The sequence below is a fragment of the Streptomyces mayteni genome (assembly GCF_054783955.1).
This window is the reverse complement of record NZ_BAAGPR010000031.1, coordinates 21,940-43,784: the sequence shown is the minus strand read 5'-3', so window position 1 is coordinate 43,784 and position 21,845 is coordinate 21,940. Positions and strand designations below refer to the sequence as shown.

The 21,845-nt window shown below is 73.5% G+C and carries 17 protein-coding genes; 7 read left to right on the top strand and 10 right to left on the bottom strand.

Features of this window, described 5'->3' with window-relative positions; all coding sequences use genetic code 11:
• Positions 1-15: 15 nt before the first annotated feature.
• The 5 genes from ACYVPE_RS16415 to ACYVPE_RS16395 form a co-directional block, all read right to left on the bottom strand.
• Positions 16-1,305 carry a transporter gene (locus ACYVPE_RS16415; protein WP_461034334.1) on the bottom strand — a complete coding sequence of 430 codons (1,290 nt, stop codon included), beginning with the start codon at positions 1,303-1,305 and terminating at the stop codon, positions 16-18.
• 6 nt (positions 1,306-1,311) lie between these two features.
• The gene (locus ACYVPE_RS16410) at positions 1,312-1,935 is read right to left on the bottom strand and encodes a hypothetical protein (protein ID WP_461034358.1); all 624 of its coding nucleotides are present in this window, start codon (positions 1,933-1,935) and stop codon (positions 1,312-1,314) included.
• A gap of 95 nt (positions 1,936-2,030) precedes the next feature.
• On the bottom strand, positions 2,031-4,172 hold the full coding sequence (locus ACYVPE_RS16405; RefSeq protein ID WP_461034333.1) for a hydantoinase/oxoprolinase family protein: 2,142 nt from the start codon (positions 4,170-4,172) through the stop codon (positions 2,031-2,033).
• Between the two features lie 118 nt (positions 4,173-4,290).
• Positions 4,291-5,919, bottom strand: a complete 1,629-nt coding sequence (locus ACYVPE_RS16400; protein WP_461034332.1) for an FAD-dependent oxidoreductase — start codon at positions 5,917-5,919, stop codon at positions 4,291-4,293.
• Between the two features lie 62 nt (positions 5,920-5,981).
• Positions 5,982-7,064: a LacI family DNA-binding transcriptional regulator gene (locus ACYVPE_RS16395; RefSeq protein ID WP_461034331.1), complete on the bottom strand. Its 1,083-nt coding sequence runs from the start codon at positions 7,062-7,064 to the stop codon at positions 5,982-5,984.
• A 255-nt stretch (positions 7,065-7,319) separates the two neighbouring features.
• Here ACYVPE_RS16395 and ACYVPE_RS16390 point away from each other — a divergent pair, with 255 nt between their 5' ends.
• Together ACYVPE_RS16390 and ACYVPE_RS16385 are read left to right on the top strand one after the other, a co-directional pair.
• Positions 7,320-7,712: a hypothetical protein gene (locus tag ACYVPE_RS16390; RefSeq protein ID WP_461034330.1), complete on the top strand. Its 393-nt coding sequence runs from the start codon at positions 7,320-7,322 to the stop codon at positions 7,710-7,712.
• Between the two features lie 19 nt (positions 7,713-7,731).
• Positions 7,732-8,373 carry a DUF5825 family protein gene (locus ACYVPE_RS16385; RefSeq protein WP_461034329.1) on the top strand — a complete coding sequence of 214 codons (642 nt, stop codon included), beginning with the start codon at positions 7,732-7,734 and terminating at the stop codon, positions 8,371-8,373.
• Positions 8,374-8,451: 78 nt separating this feature from the next.
• On the opposite strand, the gene ACYVPE_RS16380 is transcribed toward ACYVPE_RS16385, so the two are convergent.
• Positions 8,452-10,884, bottom strand: a complete 2,433-nt coding sequence (locus ACYVPE_RS16380) for a glycoside hydrolase family 95 protein (protein ID WP_461034328.1) — start codon at positions 10,882-10,884, stop codon at positions 8,452-8,454.
• Between the two features lie 400 nt (positions 10,885-11,284).
• Here ACYVPE_RS16380 and ACYVPE_RS16375 point away from each other — a divergent pair, with 400 nt between their 5' ends.
• Together ACYVPE_RS16375 and ACYVPE_RS16370 are read left to right on the top strand one after the other, a co-directional pair.
• Positions 11,285-11,968, top strand: coding sequence for a GOLPH3/VPS74 family protein (locus tag ACYVPE_RS16375; RefSeq protein ID WP_461034327.1), 684 nt, complete (start codon positions 11,285-11,287; stop codon positions 11,966-11,968).
• Positions 11,969-12,147: 179 nt separating this feature from the next.
• Positions 12,148-12,540 carry a group I truncated hemoglobin gene (locus tag ACYVPE_RS16370; protein ID WP_461034326.1) on the top strand — a complete coding sequence of 131 codons (393 nt, stop codon included), beginning with the start codon at positions 12,148-12,150 and terminating at the stop codon, positions 12,538-12,540.
• Positions 12,541-12,574: 34 nt separating this feature from the next.
• Here ACYVPE_RS16370 and ACYVPE_RS16365 read toward each other — a convergent pair whose 3' ends face one another.
• Positions 12,575-13,201 (bottom strand): LysE/ArgO family amino acid transporter, encoded by a 627-nt coding sequence (locus ACYVPE_RS16365; RefSeq protein ID WP_461034325.1) that lies wholly within the window; start codon positions 13,199-13,201, stop codon positions 12,575-12,577.
• A gap of 70 nt (positions 13,202-13,271) precedes the next feature.
• Here ACYVPE_RS16365 and ACYVPE_RS16360 point away from each other — a divergent pair, with 70 nt between their 5' ends.
• On the top strand, positions 13,272-14,177 hold the full coding sequence (locus tag ACYVPE_RS16360; RefSeq protein WP_461034324.1) for a LysR family transcriptional regulator ArgP: 906 nt from the start codon (positions 13,272-13,274) through the stop codon (positions 14,175-14,177).
• Between the two features lie 6 nt (positions 14,178-14,183).
• On the opposite strand, the gene ACYVPE_RS16355 is transcribed toward ACYVPE_RS16360, so the two are convergent.
• On the bottom strand, positions 14,184-14,981 hold the full coding sequence (locus ACYVPE_RS16355) for an SAM-dependent methyltransferase (RefSeq protein WP_461034323.1): 798 nt from the start codon (positions 14,979-14,981) through the stop codon (positions 14,184-14,186).
• Between the two features lie 289 nt (positions 14,982-15,270).
• On the opposite strand from ACYVPE_RS16355, the gene ACYVPE_RS16350 reads away from it, so the two are divergent.
• A complete protein-coding gene (locus ACYVPE_RS16350) occupies positions 15,271-16,191 on the top strand; it encodes a S1 family peptidase (protein ID WP_461034322.1) in 921 nt (306 codons plus the stop codon).
• A gap of 92 nt (positions 16,192-16,283) precedes the next feature.
• Here ACYVPE_RS16350 and ACYVPE_RS16345 read toward each other — a convergent pair whose 3' ends face one another.
• Together ACYVPE_RS16345 and ACYVPE_RS16340 are read right to left on the bottom strand one after the other, a co-directional pair.
• Entirely contained in the window at positions 16,284-18,032 is a 1,749-nt protein-coding gene (locus ACYVPE_RS16345; protein WP_461034321.1) for a ThuA domain-containing protein, read from the bottom strand.
• Between the two features lie 213 nt (positions 18,033-18,245).
• Entirely contained in the window at positions 18,246-19,196 is a 951-nt protein-coding gene (locus ACYVPE_RS16340) for a multicopper oxidase domain-containing protein (protein ID WP_461034320.1), read from the bottom strand.
• A 185-nt stretch (positions 19,197-19,381) separates the two neighbouring features.
• Between ACYVPE_RS16340 and ACYVPE_RS16335 the strand changes: the two genes are divergently transcribed.
• Positions 19,382-21,787: a ThuA domain-containing protein gene (locus tag ACYVPE_RS16335; RefSeq protein WP_461034319.1), complete on the top strand. Its 2,406-nt coding sequence runs from the start codon at positions 19,382-19,384 to the stop codon at positions 21,785-21,787.
• Positions 21,788-21,845: the final 58 nt, after the last annotated feature.

The window sequence follows — 21,845 nt, the reverse complement described above, 5'->3', positions numbered from 1 at the left end:
TCGGGGTGGGTGCGTTCAGAGGTGCAGTGCGGCGGTGAGGGCGAGGCCGCCGAGGGCGACGCACCACACGTAGGGCAGCGTCCTGACCATCACCTGTTGGGGGCTGACGCCCGAGTACTGGGCGCTCCACACCGTCTGGGTGCTGGTGGGGTCGGCGACGCCGAACACCTGGTTGTAGGAGGCGGTCAGGCCGAGCACCGCCACGGCCGGGTAGATGCCCGCCGCGATCAGCACGCCGGCGATGCCGGCGCCGAGGCCGTAGACGTTCAGCGGGCCCCGGTAGAGGCAGAGCGGCACCAGCGCGGTGAAGATCAGCACGAACAGCACGGGGTTCCGTGGGCTGACGGCCTCGACCAGCGGTTCGAGGGCCGCGACGGCGTCGGGCAGTTGCACCGCCGCGAGCAGCACGCCGATCGCCACGAAGAGCGCGATGGGCGCGGCCGCCACCTCGAAGCCGGCGTACAGGGTGCGCAGCAGGCGGGTGTTCATGTCGCGCGGGCGGGTGGTGGTGACCAGCGCGAAGAGCACGCCCGCCAGCAGCGAGGGGATGATCGCGACCTCGAAGCCGAGGGCGAGCACCAGGGGCACCGCCGGGGTGAACAGCGCGTACCACGGCGCGTCGCCGAGGCGTTCGCGCCGTGAGGGGCGGCGGTCCCGGCGGTCGTCGAGGGTGCGGAGCGACCAGGTGTGTTCCACGCCCCGGCGCCGGGTCTCCACCAGCACGAAGAGGACGGCGAAGACGGCGGCGAAGGGGAACAGCCGCATCATGAAGCTCCGCACCGTGTCGACCGGCAGGTCGAGCGCGGTGGAGAAGAACTGCCAGATCGGCAGCTCGAAGGGCATGCCGGCGGCGATCCCCATGAGGATGGTCCCGGCGGCGGTCACCTTGGGCACGCCGACCGCGATCATCGCGGGGATCCCGATGATGCCGGCGAGCATCGCGGCGGGGGCGGAGCCGGTGACGGTGCCGACGAGGGCGGAGATCGCGAGAACGCCGAGCGCGACCACGGTGGGCCGGTCCCCGCCGAACTCCACGATCTTGCGGACCAGGGTGCCCGCGATGCCGGTCTCGTCCAGCAGCTTGCCGAGCCAGGAGCCGAGCAGGATGGCGATCATGGTGGCCGCCAGCTTGGCCGCGCCCTCCTGGAGGACGGTGTCGAAGACGCTGGCCTCGCCGGTGAGCGGCGCCCCCACCACCAGGGCGACGGCGACACCGAGCAGGACCAGGGCGAACGCCGTGGGCAGCTTGCGGGTCAGCATCAGCACGACGCCGGCCAGCATGATCAGCAGGATGACGATTCCCATGGGTTCTCAGTCCTCTCGCAGGGCGGCGACCGCGCGGGCCAGCGCGGCGGTCACCAGCAGCGGGCCGCCGCCGAGGCCCAGCGCGGCCCCGGCGTAGGCGTGCGCGGCGATCTCGTCGGCACCCGCCACGTGGCCGAGCAGCCGCCACCGGCCCAGGCGCAGCACCGGGTGGTCGAGGGCCGTCCGCAGCCGGCGTTTCACGGCGGGGTCGTGGAGGCGGTGGTGGCCGGCCTCGTGGGCGAGCGCGGCGGCGCGGACGGACCCCTCGGGGTACCGGGCGCGCCAGCCGAGCAGATCGATCAGCTCCTCGGCCAACTCCGCGGTGTCCGTGAAGAGTTCGACGGAGGGCTCGGGCCTGGAGCGGTAGCGGGCGAGGAGCGGCGGGTCCTCGGCGAGGCCGCCGGGGCGCTCCACGACCCGGGGCTCCCCGGCGGCGGGCGGCTCGGCGACGGGCGGCTCGGCGGCCAGGGCGGCGCCGAACCGGGAGGCCGCGGCCGCCCAGCGGCGCAGCGTCGCCTCGTCGCGGCCCTCGTGGGTCGGCGTCCCGGCCAGCAGGTCGACGGCGAACGCGGTGTCGTCCCGCTCGTCCCGTTCGGCCAGCGCGGCGCAGTCAGCGCGCAGCCGCGCCAGGCGGGCGGGGCCGAGGAGGGCGGCGAGCGACGGTCCCTGCGGGGCGTCCGGGCGGACGGTGGAGGCGGTGGGGGCGTTGCGGGCGGTGGGGGCGGTCACGACCTGACCTCCAGGACGGCGACGACCGGCTCGTCCCCGGTGCGGGAGCGCAGTTCGCCGCGGGCCAGGGCCAGCAGCGGTTCGGCGTCCAGCACTCCCGACAGGTCGGCGATCCGGGTGCCGAGCAGCAGGCGGACGGCCGGGGCGCGCACGCCGCCGTCGCCGTAGGAGGTGGCCTCGCGCACCAGGTCGGCCAGCACGCCCGGGGCCTCGGCGACGGTGGTGGTGGCCACCCGGGCGTCGGCCGCGTGCAGCCGCACCACGCCGTCGGCGTCGAGGACCCGGACCGGGTGCAGCGCCCGCCGCAGTCGTCGCCTGCGCACCGTGCCGTAGACGGTGTGGGAGGGGGTGCCGGCCAGCACCTCCACCTGGTCGGGCGCCACCTTGAGGCTGGCCGCGGCGGCGCGGAGGCGTTCGGCGTCGTCCGCGCGGTGGGCGCGGTCCTGGGTGCGCAGCTCGGTGGCGCCGGTGGCGATGGCCCGGATGGTGTTGGTCTGCGGGTCGACGGTGACCTCCACCTCGACCGCCTCAGGGCTCGCGCCCTGGGCGACGACGGCCTCCTCGGCCTCGTTGCGCACGCCGAGTATCTGCTCCTGGGTGGCGCCGGGAACGATCCGCTCGATCTGTTCGCGGACCAGTGCCAGGGCCACGCCCACCGGGCTGATCACCTCGTTGTGGGCGGCTATCCTCCCCGGCAGTCCGGTGAGTTCGGCCAGGTGTGGGGTGACGGAGGCGGCACCGCCTCCGCCGCCGACCAGCACGACGGCCTCCTCGTCGAGCCGGTAGTCGCGGATCATCCGGTCCACGACCTCCCTGACCCGGGTGGCGCCCGCGTCCAGCACGGCCTTCGCGGCGCCGGCCACGTCCGTGCCGAGCGCCTGGGCCAGGGGGGCGAGGGCGGCGGTCGCGGCGGCGGGGTCCGACCGGGCGAAGTCGCCCTCGGGGACCCGGCCGAGCGCGTTGGCCGCGCAGGTCATGGTGAGCGCGAACCGCCCGCCGGCGGCGTCGATCACCGCGTAGTCGTCGGGGTCGCCCGTCATGGGCCTGACCAGGGTGAGGGTGGCACCGGCCAGGTCGTCCGGGGCGGCGAAGCAGGCGTAGGGCAGGCCGGCTATGTGGGCGCTGCGCGGCCCGGTCGCGACGACCGCCCCGCCGCCGATCCGCACCATCGAGCCGCCGCCGACGCCGACCGTCCGCACGTCGAGCGCCGGCAGGTAGGAGGCCCGGCCGAGGATCTCGGCGTGCCGCACGGCGACCCTGCCGCGGTGGATGACGCTGATGTCGGTCGAGGTGCCGCCGGTCTCCAGGAAGACGCCCTCGCTGACCCGTTCCCGCATCAGCGCGCCCGCCACCCCGGCGGCGGGTCCTGAGAGGATGGTGAGCAGGGGGCGGCGGCGCATCTCGTCGAGCGACATCACGCCGCCGTCGCAGCGCATCACCATCAGCGGCGCCCGCACGCCCGCCTTCACGACGGAGGCGTCCACCAGGTCGGCGGTGGCCAGCATCCGGGGCAGGATCGCGGCGTTGACGACGGCCGTGCGGGTGCGCTTGCCGAGGCCGTAGAGGGAGGTGATCTCGTGCGCCGTGGTCACCGGCAGGCCGGCGGACCGCGCCTCGGCGGCCACCGCGTCCTCGCCCTCCGGCGCGTCCACGCTGAACGGCTCGGTGGCGACGACGACTTCGGCGCCGGCCTCGCGGACCCGCGCCACCGCGTCCCGGACGGCGGCCGGATCGGCCGGGTCGGCGAGGTGCGCGTAGCGCAGCGGGAGCGTGCGGCCGGGCGCCAACTCCAGCCTGCCGAGCGCGGCGAGGCGGCGGGTCAGGAACCCGGCGGGGCCGGTCCCCATGCCGATGAGCCCGACGGGGGCGACGTCGCCCTCCAGCAGGGCGTTGGTAGCCTGAGTGGTGCCGTGCGCCAGGAACGTCACGTCCTCGGGTGCGCGGCCGATCTCGGTGAGCAGCCGGTCGAGCGCCTCCACGATGCCATGCGCGACGCCGTCGCGATGGTGGTGGCTGGTCGGTACCTTCACCTGGCCGATCAGCTCCAGCGAGGTGGCGTCGACGGCCACCGCGTCCGTGAAGGTTCCGCCCACGTCGATGCCGACGCGCAGGCGGTGAGTGGTCCGTTGAGCGGTCATGTTCGAGGGACACCTCCTTGTGTGCCATGTCGGAAGTGGGCGGTGCCGGGCGGGACAGGTGGAGCTGTCCCGCCCGGGTTCACCGGCCACTGGGGCGGGCCGCCGGGGCCCGGTGCGGTCAGTAGCCGCGGACGTCTGGCCAGTGGCGTTCGACGCCGGCGCGGTCGAGCACCCGGGCGAAGTCGGCGAACCGCTGTTCCTCCTCTCGCACCTGGTGCGGCGTGACCTTGGTGTCGAGGCAGTGGGCGGCCAGCGCGCCGGCGGCCTCGCCGATGTTCCACTCCACGGGGTGGAGGCGGTAGCAGCCGTTGGTGATGTGGGTGGTGCCGATGTTCTTGCCCGCGGGCAGCAGGTTGGTGACCCGGCGCGGCAGCAGCGCGCCGAGGGGGATCTCGAAGGGCACGGAGCCGATGTCGACGTAGTCGTCGCCGCCCGTCGAGGGGTGCAGGTCGATGCGGTAGCCGCCGATGCCCACCGAGTCGCGGTGCCTGGTGCCGCCGTGCGGGCCGACCAGGTCGATGGCCACGTCGTGTTCGGTGACCGTGGTGACCGCCTTGATGCGCCTGGCCTCCCGCACGTAGGCCGACTTGGCCAGGCCGTCGGGGGTGCCCGTCACGTCGGGGCGGATCCGTAGCCCGGGGAAGCCGGTGCCGCCGTCGGGGCGCGGCGCCTCGGTCTGGAGCCAGTACAGCACCGAGCGGGACAGTTCGCGGGCGCCGGCCAGCGCCTCCCTGGCGACGGCGTCGCCCGCGCCGACCAGCGGCTTCAACCAGTAGTCGTTCAGCGGCCAGTTGACCAGCGTGATGTCCGAGTCGAACGCGCCGGCTCTGTGCAGTCCGCGGGCCAGGATGCGGCGGAAGCCCCACAGTTCCTTGTCGCCCGCGTCCTCGCTCTGGTCGGCGGCGACGGCCAGCGGGTCGCCCTCAGGGTTGGGGCGGAACGAGCGCGCCACCGGCTCCAGCGTGCGCGGGTCGGGGGCGGTGAAGCCGAGGAGCGGCCCCGGCCAGAAGTCCGGGCGGTAGGAGCGCCAGAACGCGTAGTCGGCGGGGCGGTCGCCGACGTGGTTCTCGCCCTCGTGGTGGGAGACGGCGAAGCAGACGGTGATGCCCTGCTGGTTGAGCGGCTGGGCCTCGTCGGGGGCGTGCGGTTCGTCGAACTCGGCGCGCGCCTCGGCGCCGAGCGCGTGTTCCACGCCCGCCAGTTCCAGGAGTTCCCCGGTCTCGGTGGCGTCGAGGACGTAGGGCGCGGTCACGGTGTGGCGGGCGCCGTGCCGGGTGTCGAGCAGCGTCACGGCGCGCACCGCGTCGCCGTCGGTCTCGGCGGCGACCGGCCGGTGCTCGGTGAGCACGGTGAGCCGCCCGGCCGAGCGGTGCGGGGTGAGCATGGCCTCCAGCACGGCGAGCGCCACCCGCGGCTCGTGGCACAGCTTGCTGACGCGCCCGGCGCCCGGGTTGAGCTCGGCGACCGCCAGGGCCTCGGAGCGCAGCGGGTACCAGCGGCGGTAGTGGTCCCTGATGTGGCCGCGCAGCGCCCGGTAGGTCGCGGTGGTGCCGAACTGCTCGACCCAGGGGTGCTCGTCGGGCGGCACGGCCTGCGCCGTCAGCTGGCCGCCGATCCAGTCGGTCTCCTCGGTCAGGACGGCGCGCCGCCCGGCCCGGCAGACGGCGAGCGCCGCGGCGACCCCGCCCAGGCCGCCGCCCACGATCAGGACGTCGGTCTCGGTGGGTGGGCTGGTCGGTTCCGGCATGGGGGGCTCTCCTCGGTGGGTGCTCGGGGCGCTCTCGGCGCCCGGGTCGTGCGGGGCGGCGGTCATGGCGAGGGCGGGCGCGGGGGCGGTGCCACGGTGGTGCCGGGGCGGAAGGCGCAGGTCACCAGAGCCTGGGGCGGGCGTTGGCCGCCGGCGAGCAGGTCGGTGAGCAGGCGGACGGCGGTGGCCCCCATCTCCGCCCTGGGGATGTCGAACCCGGTGGGCTCCGGCTCCCCCGCCAGGTCGGCGGGCGGGGATCCGAGCAGGGCGAGCGACACGTCGTGCGGCGCCCGGAGGCCGGCGCCGGCCACGGCGGCGGTCAGGGCCCGCCAGGCGTCGCCGGTGTCGGTCTCCTCGGCGACGAACGCGGTGACGCCCTCCGCGTGCCGGGCCCGCAGCCATGCCGCGTCGATCTCGGCGGCCGGTCTCGCGGTGCGGACGACGGTGCCCTCGGGCGCGGGCAGCCCGGCGGCGGCCAGTCCGTCGAGGAAGCCGCGCTGCCGGTCGGCGGAGGCCTGGGCGTCGTCGTCCTCGCGGACCAGCAGCACCCGGCGGTGCCCGAGCCCGGCGAGGTGCTCGACGACCTCGGCACTGGCTGCGGCGTAGTCGGCGCCCGCCCAGGCCAGGCCCTCGGGATCGTCCCGGCGGCCGAGGTGCACCAGCGGGAAGCCGTCGGCCACCAGCCGCCGCAGTGGCTCGGCCGGCACGTGCCGGCCGAGCAGCAGGCAGCCGTCCGCCAGCCGGACCCGGTCGAGCGCCCCGGGGGCCCCGGCCCCCGCGCCGCCGCTGCTCGAACCGGTGAACAGCACCAGGTCGTAGCCGCGGGCGGCGGCCTCCTGCTCGATGCCGACCAGGAAGCGGTAGTAGGAGTGCTCGACCTCGGTGGGGAACGTGGCGGTGAAGCTGAACACGCCGAGCAGGTTGTTCCTGGCCGCCGCCAGCCGGCGGGCCGCCGGGTCCGGCACGTAGCCGAGCGTCCTGGCCGCCTCGAGCACCCGGTCGCGGGTGGCCTCCTGGATGACGATGCCCTGCTTGTTGCCGCCCAGGACCAGCGAAACGGTCGTCTGCGAGACGCCCGCGAGCCGCGCCACCTCGGCCTGCCTGGGCCGGCCGCGCCGCGCCGCGCGGGGTTCCCTTTCGGTCACTTCTCCACCTCTCGACTAATACGCATTAGCTGGCGATTTCGAGCGACCAGGGCCGGGCTAATGCGGATTAGCCGGAACTCTGCCTCCCCCATCCGGCCCACGTCAAGACCTGTGCGGCGCGGCCTGAAGACGCGAGGGTCCAGCGACGATTTCGGGTCAACGCTCGCCCGCGGCCGGCTGCGCGGCCGCCACGGGCCGGTTTCGCCACCGCGAACCCGGCACCGCGGGGACACCCCGACGAACCGGACAGCCTGGATGGACGCGTACGCGACGAGCCGGCTGGTGCGGCACGACCTGGGCGACCGGATCGTGCTGTTGAACCGGCGCCGGGCGTTCGCCTGGACGACGCTGGTCGTCGACGACCCGCTGGAGCTGGCGGCGTTTCGGTTGCTCGAACAGCCGCGTTCACCGAAGGCGTTGACGCGCCGGCTCGGCGAGCTGTTCCCCGACGCGGACGTCGAGGCGGCGGTGCCCGAGCTGTTGGCCGCGTGGTGTGCGCTCGGCCTGCTGTACGCGGACGCCGGGCAGTACGTACACGTGGCGCCCGCGCCCGTCAACGACGAGGTGCTGCGGCTCGGCTTCATGCGCAACGTCGTCACCGCGCCCACCGCCCCCACCGACCGGAAGCCGGCTCCGCTGCCGGCCTGACCCGCGAGGAGCGACGATCGTGAGCACTCCGCTGACCGTCCGGGCCTGGCGCGACTACGACGCCGGGTCGCTGGACGCGCCCGGGATGTACCTGGGCGAACACGAACTCACCGGCCGGCCGGACGAGGCCGTCGACGTGTTGTGGGACCTGGGCGCCCGCCGGGTGGAGTTGCCCGGCCGGGTCGACCTGGCGGCGCCGGCCGACGTGCCGGGGACGGTCTGGCTGCTGTGTCTGGTCCGCGACCTGACCGCCCAGGCGATCTACACGCAGTGGCGGCTCCGGCTGCCGGCCGGCGCCGAGGACTGGCGGCCGTTGGGGCACCTCCAGCCGCCGGCCGTGCTGGAGGGCGTGCCGGACGCCGAGGCCGCGCTGTCCCGGTGGCGTGCGGGGCACTATCTGGGCAAGTGCCAGTGGCGGCGCGGCCCCGGGTTCTTCCAGTTGCGCGACCGGCGGTGGGGCGACCTGCGGCGGTTCACCCTCACCGACGACGGTTACCGGGCGGCGGTCGAGACGCTGGTGCCGGGCGCCCCGGCCGGCGCGGTGCCGGCGCCCGTGCTGGCGGCGTTCGAGGCCGAGCGGCTCATCTGGGGTCTTGGCGACCGGGTCTGCTGGCTGCCGTACGCCACGCGCCGCTGGGCCCAGTCCGCCATGCTCATCTGAGCCGCCCGGCCGCTTCCCCTCGCGCCGACGCGTCGAGTGCCCTGGTGGCCCCGCCCGGGTGGCGGCGGTGGCGGGCGGCTATCGGGGGGTGAGTCGGTAGGCGGTGCCCGGGGTGGGGGTGAAGGTGATCAGGGTGGGCTCCGGGCGCCGGACGCGGAGGGGTTCGCCGCCGGCGGTCACGTCGACCGGGGTTTCGGTGCGGATGGTCACCGGGCGGTGGTGCCGGGCGCGGAGGGTGGCGCGGCGGAGTTCGCCGTCCCGCCAGTCGAGGTCGATGGTGTGGCCGCCGCGGGCGACCAGGCCGGTGGCGCGCCCTTCGGGCAGTTCGGGGGGCAGGGCGGGCAGCAGGTGGACCTCGTCGGTGTGGGACTGCACCAGCCACTCCGTGATGCCGGCGGTGGCGCCGAAGTTGCCGTCGATCTGGAAGGGCGGGTGGAGGCAGAAGAGGTTGGGGGCGGTGCGCTCGGGGGTGAGTTGGTCGCGCAGCAGCTTGTAGGAGCGGGCGCCGTCGGCCAGCCGGGCCCAGAAGTTGATCTTCCAGGCCAGGGACCAGCCGGTGCCGTCGTCGCCGCGCTGTTCCAGCGTGACCCGGGCGGCCCTGGCCAGCTCGGGCGTGCCGTGGACGGTGATCTGGTTTCCCGGGTGCAGCCCGTAGAGGTGCGAGACGTGCCGGTGGTGCTGTTCCGGCGCGATGGCGTCCCAGTCCTCCTGCCACTCCTGGATCTGGCCCTGGGCGCCGATCCTGGTCGGGGCCAGCCGGTCGCGCAGCCCGAGCACCAGGTCGCGGAGGTCGGCGTCGGTCCCGAGGAGCGTGGCGGCCTCGGCGACCGCCCCGAACAGGTCGCGCAGGATCTGCATGTCCATGGTGGGACCGGCGCAGACCGAGGCGTCGGGATGGTGGGCGTTCTCCGGTGAGTTGGACGGACAGGTGACCAGGTGGCCGGTGTTCGGGTCCTCGACGAGGGAGTCCACGAAGAACCGCGCCGCGCCGCGCAGTACGGGGTAACGGCGGCGGAGCGCGGCGAGGTCGCCGGTGAAGCGGTAGTGCTCCCAGACGTGCAGGGCCATCCAGGCGCCGCCCGTCTGCCACATTCCCCAGAACGGGCCGTCGACCGGTGCGGTGCCGCGCCAGGCGTCGGTGTTGTGGTGGCACACCCAGCCGCCGGCGCCGTACTGGAGGCGGGCGGTCTGCTGGCCGGTGACGGCCAGGTCCTCGAGCAGGGCGAGGACCGGTTCCATCGTCTCGATGAGGTTGGCGGGTCCGGCGGGCCAGTAGTTCATCTCGGTGTTGATGTTGATGGTGTACTTCGAGTCCCACGGCGGCCTGAGTTGGTCGTTCCACAGCCCCTGGAGGTTGGCGGGCTGGGTGCCGGGGCGGGAGCTGGAGATCAGCAGGTAGCGGCCGAACTGGAAGAAGAGCGCGACGAGTTGGGGGTCGGCGCCGGCCGCGAAGCCGGTCACCCGCTGGTCGGTCGGCAGCCGGGCCGCCGGCGTCTCCCCCACCTCGAGGGTGGTCCGGTCGAAGTAGCGCCGGTAGTCGGCGACATGACGGGCGCGCAGCTCGCGGTAGGGGCGGTCGGCGGCGGCGAGCAGCGGCTCGCGTGCCCGGCGCTCCGGGTCGCCCGTCAGGTCCTGGTAGCTGGTGTGGTTGGTGCCGACGGTGACCAGCAGCGTGACGGCCTCGGCGTCGGCGACCGTCAGGGTGCCGTGCCGGCTGGTCACGGTGCCGCCGGTGGCGCGCACCGTGACCAGGGCGCGGAACCGCACCTCGCCGGTGTGGCCCTCGACGGTCTCGCCCGAGCCGTCGAGGCCGATGGTGAGCGGGTCGGGCGAGTGGACGGTGCTGGTCTGCGGGCTGTCGAAGGCGGCGGAGAACGAGATCGGGCCGCCCTCGGCGGTCAGCCGGACCACGATGGCCTGGTCGGCGCCGCTGGCGAAGACCTCCCTGGTGTGGGTGGCGCCGTCGCGGGTGTAGCGGGTGCGTGCGATGGCGGTGGTGAGGTCGAGTTCGCGGGCGTAGTCACCGGCCGGGCCGCCGGTGGGGAAGGTCAGCCGGAGGTTCCCGACGGGCTGGTAGGGCAGTTGGCCGAGCGGGGTGCCCATGAAGGTGTCGCCGATCAGCTGCTGGGCGCCCGTCCAGTCGCCGGCGAAGACCCGGCGTCTGATCTCCGGCAGGTTGGCCAGGCCGTCGGGGGCGGCCGGGTCGTAGGGTCCGCCGGCCCAGACGGTGTCCTCGTTCAGTTGGAGCCGTTCGGTCTCGACGCCGCCGAAGACCATGGCGCCGAGCCGGCCGTTGCCGAGGGGCAGCGCCTGGAGCCAGTCGGTGGCCGGGGCGGTGTACCAGAGGCGCAGCGGGTGGTCGGGGCGGGGCGCGTCGGCGTCGGCCGTGGCGGGTCCGGTGGCGTGCGGGGAGGCGGCGGCCGAGCCGCCGGCCGCGGCTATCGCGGCGGCGCCGGCGGTGCCCGCGGCGGAGACGGCCAGGAAGTGTCGGCGGTTGGCGTGGGGAGACAACGGCGGCTCCTGTGGTGTGGGGATGACCGGTGCTCGGTGCCGGGCTGCGCGTGGCTCGGGTGGTGCGACGGTGGCGCGGGCAACCCTCGTTCGCTTGGCGCGGGTTGCGGGGGCGGAGCGCCCCGGGCCGGACCCAGGGTTCGGCACCACAGACGGTAGAGATCCGATGTATTCAGCGTCAAGCCCCCTGCGGACCGCCACTCACCGCTGCCACCGAAACCCTGCGCTGCCGATACATCCGATGAGTGGTGCCCACTCGGCCGGCTCGACGCCGCCCGGGCACATCCTGCGCGGGGCCGGCGAATGGCGTTGCTCGCGCGAACTCGTGACGCTTGTCACTGGCCGGGTGGCGGGGCCGCGAGAAGACTGGAGTCGAAACATCACGGGAGAGGGGGCCGGCATGCAGGAAGAACCGCTGCTCGTCGAGGAGGTCATGCTGCTGTTGCTCGACGACGAGACGGGGGTCCCGGCCGCCGCCGGCACCCTGCACTACACCCTGGGCGGCGCCGTGCTCGTCGAGCTCGCGCTCCGCGGCGAGATCGACGTCGAAGAGAGCGGGTCCAAGCTGAGCGGGCCCAGGGTGGTCACGGTCGGCACGGGCGACCTCGCGGACCCCCTGCTGCGGTCCGCCTACGAGAAGGTCGCGGAGCGCCCCCGCGGCGTCCAGACGGCCCTGCTGGAGATCGGTGGCGGTCTCCGGAAGCCGGTGATCGACCGGCTGGTCGAACGCGGGCTCATCCGGCGGGAGTCCAGGCGGGTGCTGGGCATCTTCCCCTCGACCAGGCTGCCCGCCGACGACACGCGGCACGAGGCGGCGCTGCGCCGGCGGGTGTGCGCGGCGCTGGAGGACGGGGAGACCCCGGACACGCGCACCGCCGCGGTGATCGCGCTGCTCTCGGCCGGCGGCGCCCTGCCGTCGCTCCACCCCGCGCCGAAGTGGTCGACCAAGGTCCACCAGCGGGGGAAGGAGTTCGAGCAGGGCAGTTGGGGAGCCGTGGCCGTGAGCACGGCGGTGGCGCGCACCGCCGCCGCGATCACCGCGGCGACCACGGTGACCACCGTGACCGTGATCACCAGCCAGTGAGGCGGTGGGCCGCGGGGCGCACGAGGCGCCGGCGGCCCCTCCCACCCCGCCCGTCACAGTACGTTACGTCGTGGTGTCGGAGAGTTCACCCGGCAGGTCGGACGGCCGCGGGGGGAACGCGGCATAACGGAAACCGCGGGCTCATCGGGCCGCAAACGCCCATGGGCACCGTGGACGGTATGACCTCATCCTCAGCAGCGGAGCGGCAGTCGGCCGGCGACACGTTGTTCGACCAACTCGGCGGGGAGGCCGCCGTGGCCACGGTCGTCGACATCTTCTACGAGCGGGTGCTCGCCGACGAGAGCCTCGCCGGCTTCTTCGCCGGAGTCGACGTCGACCGTCTCAAGAACCATCAGCGCCGCTTCGTCGGCCAGGCCCTCGGCGCCGCCCACCCCTACGGCGGGCGGTCCATGGCGCGGGCGCATGGCCGGCTCGGCGTGACCGACGCGGCGTTCGACCGGGTGGTGGGCCACCTCGCGGCCGCCCTCACCGAGGCCGGTGTCGACGCGGACGCCATCGGCGTGATCGCCGCGAAACTCACCCCGCTCCGGGCCGACATCGTCACCGCGTGACGGCGTGACGGCGTGACGGCGGGCCCCGGCCGGCTCAGATCGTTCTGGCCAGCAGCATGGCGCCCATCGCGAGCATGGTGGCCGCGACCAGCGTGTCGAGCACCCGCCAGGCGGCGGGGCGGGCCAGCACGCCGCCCAGCAGTCGGGCGCCGTAGCCGAGCCCGGTGAACCACGTCAGGCTCGCCAGGATCGCGCCGAGGCCGAAGACCCAGCGCAGCGAGCCCTGGTCGGCGGCGACCGAGCCGAGCAGCAGCACGGTGTCGAGGTAGACGTGCGGATTGAGCCAGGTCATGGCCAGGCAGGTGAACACGGCGGCGCGGGCGGAGCCCGCCGCGGCGACCCGCGCCGTCAGCGCCTGCCCGGCGGCCGGGCGCAGCGCGCGGCGCGCGGCCAGCAGGCCGTAGCAGATCAGGAAGCCGCCGCCGGCCAGGCCGACCACGGTCAGCGCGGCCGGCCAGGTGGTGACCAGTGTGCCGAGTCCCGCCACGCCGAGGGCGATGAGGATCGCGTCGGACACGGCGCAGATGGCGACCACCGGGAGGACGGCCTCCCCGCGCACCCCCTGGCGCAGCACGAACGCGTTCTGGGCGCCGATGGCGACGATGAGGGACAGGCCCGTGCCGTATCCGGCGAGGGCCGCCGGGAGGATGCCGCTGTTCACGTCGTCCGACGCTATGCACCGCGGCCCCATCAGTACAGCTAATCTTTCTTACGTAGCATGAGCTCTCGTGATGACCGATCTGCCCTGCGACCAGGTGCGTACGCTGCTGGCCGTCGTCGACGAGGGCACCTTCGACGCCGCCGCCGCTGCCCTGCACGTGACGCCCTCCGCGGTCAGCCAGCGGGTCAAGGCCCTGGAGCAGCGCACCGGGCGGGTGCTGCTGATGCGCACGAAGCCGGTGCGGCCGACCGAGTCCGGGCAGGTGGTGGTGCGGTTCGCGCGCCAGCTGGCCGCCCTGGAGCGGGACGCGTGGGGGGAGTTGGGGATCGCGCCCTGGACGGAGGGGACCCGGGTGCCGATCGCGGTGAACGCGGACTCCCTGGCCACCTGGTTCCTGCCGGCCCTGACCAGGGTGCCGCAGTCCCCGCCGATCAGCTTCGACCTGCGCCGCGAGGACGAGGCGCACACGGCGGCGCTGCTGCGCGAGGGGCAGGTGATGGCGGCGGTGACGTCGGCGGCCGAGCCGGTGGCGGGCTGTCTGGTGCGTCCGCTCGGCCTGGCGCGGTATCTGCCGGTCGCGAGCGCGCGGTTCGCGGCGCACCACCTGTCGGGCGGCCCTGTGGAGCGCTGCCTGCCGGCGGCGCCGGTGATCGTCTTCGACCGGCGTGACCAGTTGCAGGACCGGTTCGTCCGCTCCCTCACGGCCGGGCGGTCGGGCGCCAGCCGGTTGCGGCACCACGTGCCCACCTCTGAGGGGTTCTGCGACGCGGTGGCCGCGGGGCTTGGCTGGGGGCTGGTCCCCGAGCCGCAGGCGGAACCGCTGCTGCGGTCGGGGACCCTGGTGGACCTGGTGCCCGGGCGGCGGGTGGAGGTGCCGCTGTACTGGCAGCAGTGGAAGCTGGACGTGCCCGCGCTCGCCCTGGTGGCGGAGACGGTGGCCGCCGCGGCGGCCGAGTCCCTGCACGGCGGGGAGTGAGCGGGCTCAGCCCTTGACGGCGAGGAGCCCGTACTGGCCGACGCCGGGTCCTGAGGTCGGGGTGTCGGGGCGCCACTGGTCGACCGGGACGACGCCGGGGTCCAGGATCGTCAGGCCGGCGGCCGTGTCCGCCAGTTCCGCGAGGCTGGCGAACAGGTGGTAGGGCATGGCGCCGGTGGCGTTGTAGGCGTCGGACGCCTCCCGCACGCCGGGGGCGCCGGCCCAGCTGTCGCACACCGCGAGGTGACTGCCGGGGGCCAGCGCCGCGGTGTAGCGCTGGACCACGCCAGGGGCCGTGCCGGGCGGCAGGTGGCCCAACATGCTCATGGCGAGCACGGCGACCGGCCGCGCCAGGTCCAGGGTGTCGGCGACCCGGTCGAGGACGGCGTCGACCTCCCGGATGTCGGCGGCGACGTACTCGGCCGCGCCCTGAGGGGTGCTGGGCATCAGCGCGCCGAGGTGCCGGATCAGCCGGGCGTCGACGTCCACGGAGACGACGCGGGCGTCGGGGGCCAGGTCCTGGGCGAGGCGGTGGGTGTTCCCGGCGCTCGGCAGGCCGGTCCCGAGGTCGACGAACTGACGGACGCCGGCCTCGACCAGGTGTCTGACGATCCGGGCCTGGAACGGGCGGGTGGCGCGGGCGCCGGCGACAAGGTCGGGGAAGAGCCGCTCGACCTCCGCGGCGGCCCGCAGGTCCGCCGGCCGGTGGTCCGTTCCGCCGGCGAGGGCGTCCCAGAAGCGGTGGCTGGCCGGGATGTCGTCCGCCACCTCGGCGGGGTGCTGGCTGTCCTGCTGGTCGGACATCGGGTCTCCGATCATCGGGGCGGGCCCTCAACGGGCCGGCGGCGAGCACGAGTCGGTCCACGTCCAGCATGGCCCGCGGCACCGCCCGGACGCACCGGTGCACGGGGGCGCGAGGCGTGCCGCTGGCCGAAAGTCCGCCTTGCCACCGGGTTATGAAATGAGAGTATTCAGTGCGGCACTTGTTGGGGAATTGTGCGATCTTCGCCCATCACGTGCCGGTTCCTCATGCTTCACGCACCTCACAGCCGTCTCATCCATCGGATCGACGCATCCCACTGGAGGAATGCACGTGAGATCGAAGCGCACCACCTCGCGCCGGCGTCTGGCCCGCGGCTTACGGGCCCTGGCGGTCGCCACCGGCCTGGTCGCCGCGTCGGCGTTGTTCCTGCCGGCCACCGCGCAGGCCGCCGACGGCGCCTTCAGCGCCTCCGAGTTGTCCGCCGCCAGCGAGGCCGTCGAGGCCGCGGGCATCGGCGGCCTCGCCTGGGCGGTCGACCAGGCGACGGACACCGTCACGGTCCTGGCCGACGAGACCGTCACCGCGGCCGACCTGGCCGAACTCCGGGACTCCGCAGGGGACATGGCCGGCGCCCTGGACGTCCAGCGCACCGAGGGCACCTTCGAGACGTACCTGCAGGGCGGCGACGCGATCTACGCGGACGTCGGCTGGCGCTGCTCGCTCGGCTTCAACGTCCGCTCGGGAAGCAGCTACTACTTCCTGACGGCCGGTCACTGTACCGCCGACCCGTACGGGGGCCCGACTCCCCCGTACCCGCTGTGGCACAACGGCTCCGCCTGGATCGGCTACACCGCGGGCTCGTCGTTCCCCGTCAACGACTTCGGCATCGTGGCCTACGACCCGCAGCCGTCCTCGGTGCCCGGCACCGTGGCGGGCGGCGGCACCATCACCGGGTTCGCCAACCCGGTCGTCGGCCAGTCGGCCTGCCGCAGCGGCTCCACCACGGGCGTGCGGTGCGGGTCCGTCACCGGTCTTGGGTGGACGGTCGACTACGGCAACGGCGAGGTCGTGTACGACATGATCCAGACCAACATCTGCGCCGAGCCCGGCGACAGTGGCGGTCCGCTCTGGTCCGGTTCCACCGGTCTCGGCCTGACCTCCGGGGGCAGCGGCAACTGCACCTCGGGTGGCGTGACGTTCTTCCAGCCGGTGGTCGAGGCGGCCAACGCCTATGGCGTGACCGTGCCCTGACCGAGGGCCCGCCCTCCTCGTTCCGCGTCCCCGTCCGGCCGAGGCCGGACGGGGACGTCCGTCGTTCCGGGTGTGGCGGGTCGGCGTCGGCCCTAACCGGCGGTGGGGAGTCGCCAGATCTGGTTGGTGCCGCTGGTGCAGGTCGCCAGTTGGATCCGGGTTCCGTTGTGCGCGGAGCGGCCCGCGGCGTCGACGCAGCGGTCGGACGCGGGGTTGCGGAGCGTGCCGTCGGCCCCCGGCAGCCACTGCTGGTCGGCGCCGCCGTCGCAGGTGTGGAGCCTGACGGGCGAGCCGTTCCTGGTGCCGGTGGCGGTCATGCAACGCTCCAGCGCCCGGATCGTGCCGTCCTCGGCCACCGTCCAGTCCTGCGCGGCCGTGCGGTTGCACCGCCACAGCTGGATCCGGGTGCCGTCGGCGGGGTTGGCGCCGAACACGTCGAGGCACTTCCCGCCGTGCCCCACGATCGGTCCCGTCACCGGGGCGTCGTCCAGCTCCTGGATCCGGACGTTGCGGAAGGACGCGGTGTCGGCGGCCCCGTGGTTCTGGAGCCCGATGTGGCCGTCCGTGAGGCTGCGCGCGGGGTCGGTGTTGGTGAAGTCGTTGACGAGGACGCCGTTGAGGAAGATGCGGAGGCGCTCGCCCTCGACGCGGATCTCGTAGGTGTTCCACTCGCCCGGCGGGTTGAGGGCGGCGTCGCGGGCGGCGATGTCGGCGGACTGGAAGCCGTAGACGGCTCCGGTGGTGCGGTCGGGCGCGTCCGTCGCGTCGATCTGGATCTCGTACCCGTTGTTCACCGCGGACCACGGGTCGTCAGAGGCGGGGAAGCCGACGAAGACGCCGGAGTTGTCGTCGCCCTCCAGCCGCCAGTCCAGCTTCAGCGAGTAGGACTGGAACTCGGCCGCCTCGTACCAGAACAGGCCCATGCCGCCCTGCGAGGTGAGCGTGCCGTCGGCCAGGCTGAACGAGCCGGGCCCGGCCTGCGCCCAGCCCTCGGTGTCAGAACCGTCGAAGAGGGCCGCGTAGCCGGTCTCCGGACGGCAGTCGGCCTGGGTCCGGCCGGCAGCCCAGCGGATCCCGCCCAGCAGGTGCCGGACGAACTCCTCCTCGGCGTAGGACTCGGCGGTGTGGCCGCCGCCGGTGTAGAAGGCCCGGCCGCCCGAGTACTCCTTGCACCAGGCGATCGGGTGGTCGCCCTCCATGGTGCCGCCGGTGTAGCTGGACTCGTCGAGGGAGGCCAGCACGTGCGCGGTGGAGCGCGGGTTGGTGCGGTAGTTGTACCACTCGTCGGTCCGCTGCCAGGTGTCGCCGAGGTGGGCGGTGGCGTCGTGGGCGCGGTCCTCGACCCGGACGGTGGCCGGCTGGATCTGCGGGTGCGACTGGAACAGCGCGCCCGCCAGGCCGTTGTACCAGGCCCAGTCGTACTCGGTGTCGGCGGCCGCGTGCACGCCCACGTATCCGCCGCCGGCGTTGATGTAGCCCTCGAAGGCCGTCTCCTGGGCGGTGTTCAGCACGTCGCCCGTGGTGGAGAGGAAGACCACGGCCTCGTACTGGGCGAGGTTCTCGGCGGTGAAGGCGGCGGCGTCCTCGGTCGCGGTCACCGTGAAGTCGTTCGCCGCGCCGAGTCGGGTGATCGCGGCGATCCCCTCCTCGATCGAGTCGTGCCGGAAGCCCGCCGTCCTGGAGAACACCAGCACCTGGTAGGCGGGGTCGGCCGAAGCGACCTGGTCGCTCTGGTCGCTCTGCGCGACCTGGGCGGTCGCGGCGGGGAACGTCGACAGTGCGGTGACGCTGAGCAGGGCCCCGATGCCGAGGCAGGTCAACTGTCTGGTACGGCGTTTCATGCGGGCGGTCTCCGTTCCTGGACGTGGGGTTCATCAGGCCCGCGCGCCGGGCACGTGCGCCGGGGCGTCGCGGGACCTGGTGCGGGAGGAGGGAGTCACGATGCAGCTTTTGCTGTCCGCAATGGGGAAGGTAGAGCCTCGGTCGCGAACGAGGAAGCCCTTTCACACGAACTCACCCGACTTTTGCCGGTGCTCCGGGTAAAGCCCGGCGGGTCAGTGGTGGAGGTCCGGCGGGTCGCCCGGGTAACTTCCGTCGCGGCTGGTGACGGTGAAGATGCCGACCATGCCCATGTCGGAGTGGCTCTGCACGTGGCAGTGGTACATCCAGTGGCCCGGGCCCACGTGTTCGCCGGCGATCACCTGGAAGCCGAACGACTCGGCGGGGCCGGTGATCTTGGTGTCGACGATCCGGCTCGGGTCGTTCTGGTCGGCCAGCAGCCCGGTGCGGTTGTCGGCCCAGCGGTGCCCGTGCATGTGGAAGGTGTGGTAGAACTCGCCGTGCGTGATCATGATGATCTCGCAGCGTTCGCCGATCTTCGCGACGAAGTTGGGGCCCTGGTGGGGGCCGACGTTGTTGATCGTCATGTCGTTGAAGACGATCGTGAACTGCTTGTCCGGCAGGACGTCGCCCTGCCGGCGGACGATCAGCGGGCCGTAGAGGCCCTTCTGCAGGCCCACGGTGCCGTGCGGGGTGCCGACCACGTGGTCGTGGTAGTGCCAGTAGCCGGCGCTGCCGGGTATGAAGGTGCCGTCGGAGCGGACGCTCGGCGCGTGGGTGTTCCAGGTGTAGAGCCGGCTCTCGCCGGGTGGCACGGTGCTTCCGGTCAGGGTGGTGCCGTCGCTGTCGTTGGCGTAGTCGACGCCGTGGACGTGCAGGCTGACGGGGACGTCGAGGGTGTTCACGAGGTCGATCTGCAGCGTGTCGCCCTCGTACATCTCCAGCAGCGGGCCGGGGATCCGTGCCTCGCCCGGCTCCAGGCCGTAGCCGATCCGGCCGCCCGGGAGTTCCTCGGCGTACATCGTGAAGCGTCGTACCTGGGCGGGGCGCGCGCCGGTCATGGCCTGCGCCTGCGCCGCTCCGAGGGCCGTGAGGCCGGCGGGCGCCAAGGTGGCCGCGGCCGCACTTCGGGTGAAGGATCGCCGGGAAAAGACTGATCGGCGCATACGGTGCCTTCCTCGCTCACTCAAGAACGACTCTGACCGCCGGAGATCGTATGCGGATGTGCGGAGTTTGGCCATTGTCTGGACGAAGTCTTGGCGATTTCGTCCGGAAGTATTGGCGGAGTGTCAAAAGCCGTCTAGCTTTCTCAGGCGTCTCTGTTGTCAACCCGAGAGGGATCTGACACTCCATGAGCCGCAGACCACTGCTGTTAGCACTGGCCGTCACCCTCACCACCGCGCTGCTCGGCGGAGCCCCGGCCGCCGCCGGCTCGGAGGCGGCCGACCGAATGCCGGGCGGCGCCGAGGCGCGGGTGTTGGTCTTCCACGGAGCCGACGCCCCGGCCGAACGCACCCAGGCCGGCGTCGAGGCGGTCGAGGCGCTGAGCGCCGAGGGGCCGAGCCAGGAGCACTTCGAGGTCGAGACGACCGACGACCCGGCCGTCTTCGACCCGACCAGGCTGACCGACTACAACGCGATCGTCTTCCTCTCCCCCGGCAGCACGGAGTTGACCGACCGGCAGGAGTCCGCCCTGCAGAACTACGTGCGGATGGGCGGCGGGTTCGTCGGCGTGCACGACGCGGCCACCGCCCAGCCGGAGTCGGCCTGGTTCACCGGCCTGCTCGGCGCCCGTCCCGACCCTGGCAGCCCCCCACAGGTGCAGACGGCCGTCGTGGAGGTCGGTGACCGGTCGCATCCGGCGTCCCGGGGCCTGCCGGTCGAGTGGGCCCGCCGCGACGTCTGGTTCAACTGGACGGACAACCCCAGCGGCGAGGTGCACACGGTGGCCCGGGTGCGCGAGCGCAGCTACACGCCGGGCAGCGGCGCCGAGGGCTGGGACCACCCGATCTCCTGGTGCCGCGACTACGACGGCGGCCGCTCGTTCTACACCGCCATGGGCGGCACCGAACGGAGCTTCGTCGAGGAGAACTTCCGCAAGCACCTGCGCGGCGCGCTGCTGTGGACCAGTCGGCTGTCCCGCGCCGACTGCGCGGCCACCATCACCGACAACTACGAGGCGGAGCGGATCACCGACCCCAACGCGCCGCAGGAGCTCGACCAGATCGGCGAGCCGCACGGCCTCGACATCGCCGACGACGGCCGGGTCTTCTACATCGGCCGCGGCGGGCGCTGGTCGAACGCCCCGGTGGTGACCGACTGGAACAACCCGGACGTCGGTCTCGGCCCGGGCACCGTCCACGTCTACGACCCGGACACCGAGGAGGTGTCGCTCGCCGCGAGCCTGGAGGTCTTCGGCAACAAGGGCGGCGGCGAGGAGCTGGTGAAGAACGAGGAGGGGCTGCTGGGGATCGCGCTCGATCCGGATTTCCTCGACAACAACTGGATCTACCTGCACTGGACGCCGCACTCGGAGATCGACCGCGAGGCCAGGATCGCCGAGCGGCGGGTCTCCCGCTTCACCTTCGACCCGGCGTCGGGCACCATCGACCTGGCCTCCGAACGGACGCTGCTGTCCTGGCCGGTGCAGATCCACAGCTGCTGCCACGCCGGCGGCGGCATGGACTTCGACTCGGACGGCAACCTGTACATCGCCACCGGCGACAACAACTCCTCGGGCTTCAGCGACGGTTACTCCGGCAACAACCCGCAGCCCACCTTCGAGGGCGTGTCCTTCGCCGACGCCCGCCGCACCGCGGGCAACACCAACAACCTGAACGGCAAGATCCTCCGGATCCACCCGGAGGACGACGGGACGTACACCATCCCGGCCGGCAACCTCTTCACCGGCGAGGAGGAGGGCGGCGGCAGAACCAGAGCCGAGATCTACGTGATGGGCGTGCGCAACCCGGCGCGCATCTCGATCGATCCCCGGACCGACTGGCTGTACGCGGGCTGGGTCGGACCCGACGCCGCCAATCCGAGCACCACCTGGGGCCCGGCCAAGTACGACACGTTCGCCGTCATCACCCGGGCGAGCAACCGGGGTTGGCCCTACTGCATGGGCAACAACCAGCCCTACCGGGACCGTAACCTGCCCGATCCGACCCAGCCGCTCGACTGGTACGACTGCGCCAACCCGAGGAACGAGTCCCCGCACAACGACGGGCTCGTCGAGCTGCCGCCGGTCTCCCCCAACAACATCTGGTACTCGCCGCAGGGCGGTGCCCCCGACTACCCGCGCGACGCGGCCGGCATCCCCACCTACCGCGCCCAGGACCAGCGGTTCCTGCTGCCGTGGCTGACCGGCGGCGGGCAGGCCACCATGAACGGCCCGGTCTACCGCTTCGACGAGGAGCGGGAGAGCGACGTCGCCTGGCCCGCGTACTGGGACGGCAAGTGGTTCGTCGGCGACTTCTACGACGGCACCCAGCCGCGGCACGCCGTGGTGATGGACCCGGGGAACGTGGCGGGCGGCGGCGTCCCGGTGCACGCCGAGAGCCTGGACGACATCATCCCGGTCGGCCAGGGCGGCATCCGCAACCTGATGGACTGGAAGTTCGCCCCCGACGGCTCGCTCTACGTCCTGGACTACGGGCGCGGTTTCTTCAACGCCGACGCGCAGTCCGCGCTGTGGCGCGTCACCTACACCGGTGGCCCGCCCACCCCGCTGCCCGGCGACCTGATCCGCCCCTGACCCGCCCCCGAGGCAGAAAGGAGCAACGAGTGACGACGCACGGCAGATCCCGCGCCCG

Coding starts and splice junctions, on each gene's coding strand:
- ACYVPE_RS16415 (WP_461034334.1), bottom strand. CDS start 1,305: ATGGGAATCGTCATCCTGCTGATCATGCTGGCCGGCGTCGTGCTGATG.
- ACYVPE_RS16405 (WP_461034333.1), bottom strand. CDS start 4,172: ATGACCGCTCAACGGACCACTCACCGCCTGCGCGTCGGCATCGACGTG.
- ACYVPE_RS16400 (WP_461034332.1), bottom strand. CDS start 5,919: ATGCCGGAACCGACCAGCCCACCCACCGAGACCGACGTCCTGATCGTG.
- ACYVPE_RS16390 (WP_461034330.1), top strand. CDS start 7,320: ATGGACGCGTACGCGACGAGCCGGCTGGTGCGGCACGACCTGGGCGAC.
- ACYVPE_RS16375 (WP_461034327.1), top strand. CDS start 11,285: ATGCAGGAAGAACCGCTGCTCGTCGAGGAGGTCATGCTGCTGTTGCTC.
- ACYVPE_RS16370 (WP_461034326.1), top strand. CDS start 12,148: ATGACCTCATCCTCAGCAGCGGAGCGGCAGTCGGCCGGCGACACGTTG.
- ACYVPE_RS16360 (WP_461034324.1), top strand. CDS start 13,272: ATGACCGATCTGCCCTGCGACCAGGTGCGTACGCTGCTGGCCGTCGTC.
- ACYVPE_RS16355 (WP_461034323.1), bottom strand. CDS start 14,981: ATGTCCGACCAGCAGGACAGCCAGCACCCCGCCGAGGTGGCGGACGAC.
- ACYVPE_RS16345 (WP_461034321.1), bottom strand. CDS start 18,032: ATGAAACGCCGTACCAGACAGTTGACCTGCCTCGGCATCGGGGCCCTG.
- ACYVPE_RS16340 (WP_461034320.1), bottom strand. CDS start 19,196: ATGCGCCGATCAGTCTTTTCCCGGCGATCCTTCACCCGAAGTGCGGCC.
- ACYVPE_RS16335 (WP_461034319.1), top strand. CDS start 19,382: ATGAGCCGCAGACCACTGCTGTTAGCACTGGCCGTCACCCTCACCACC.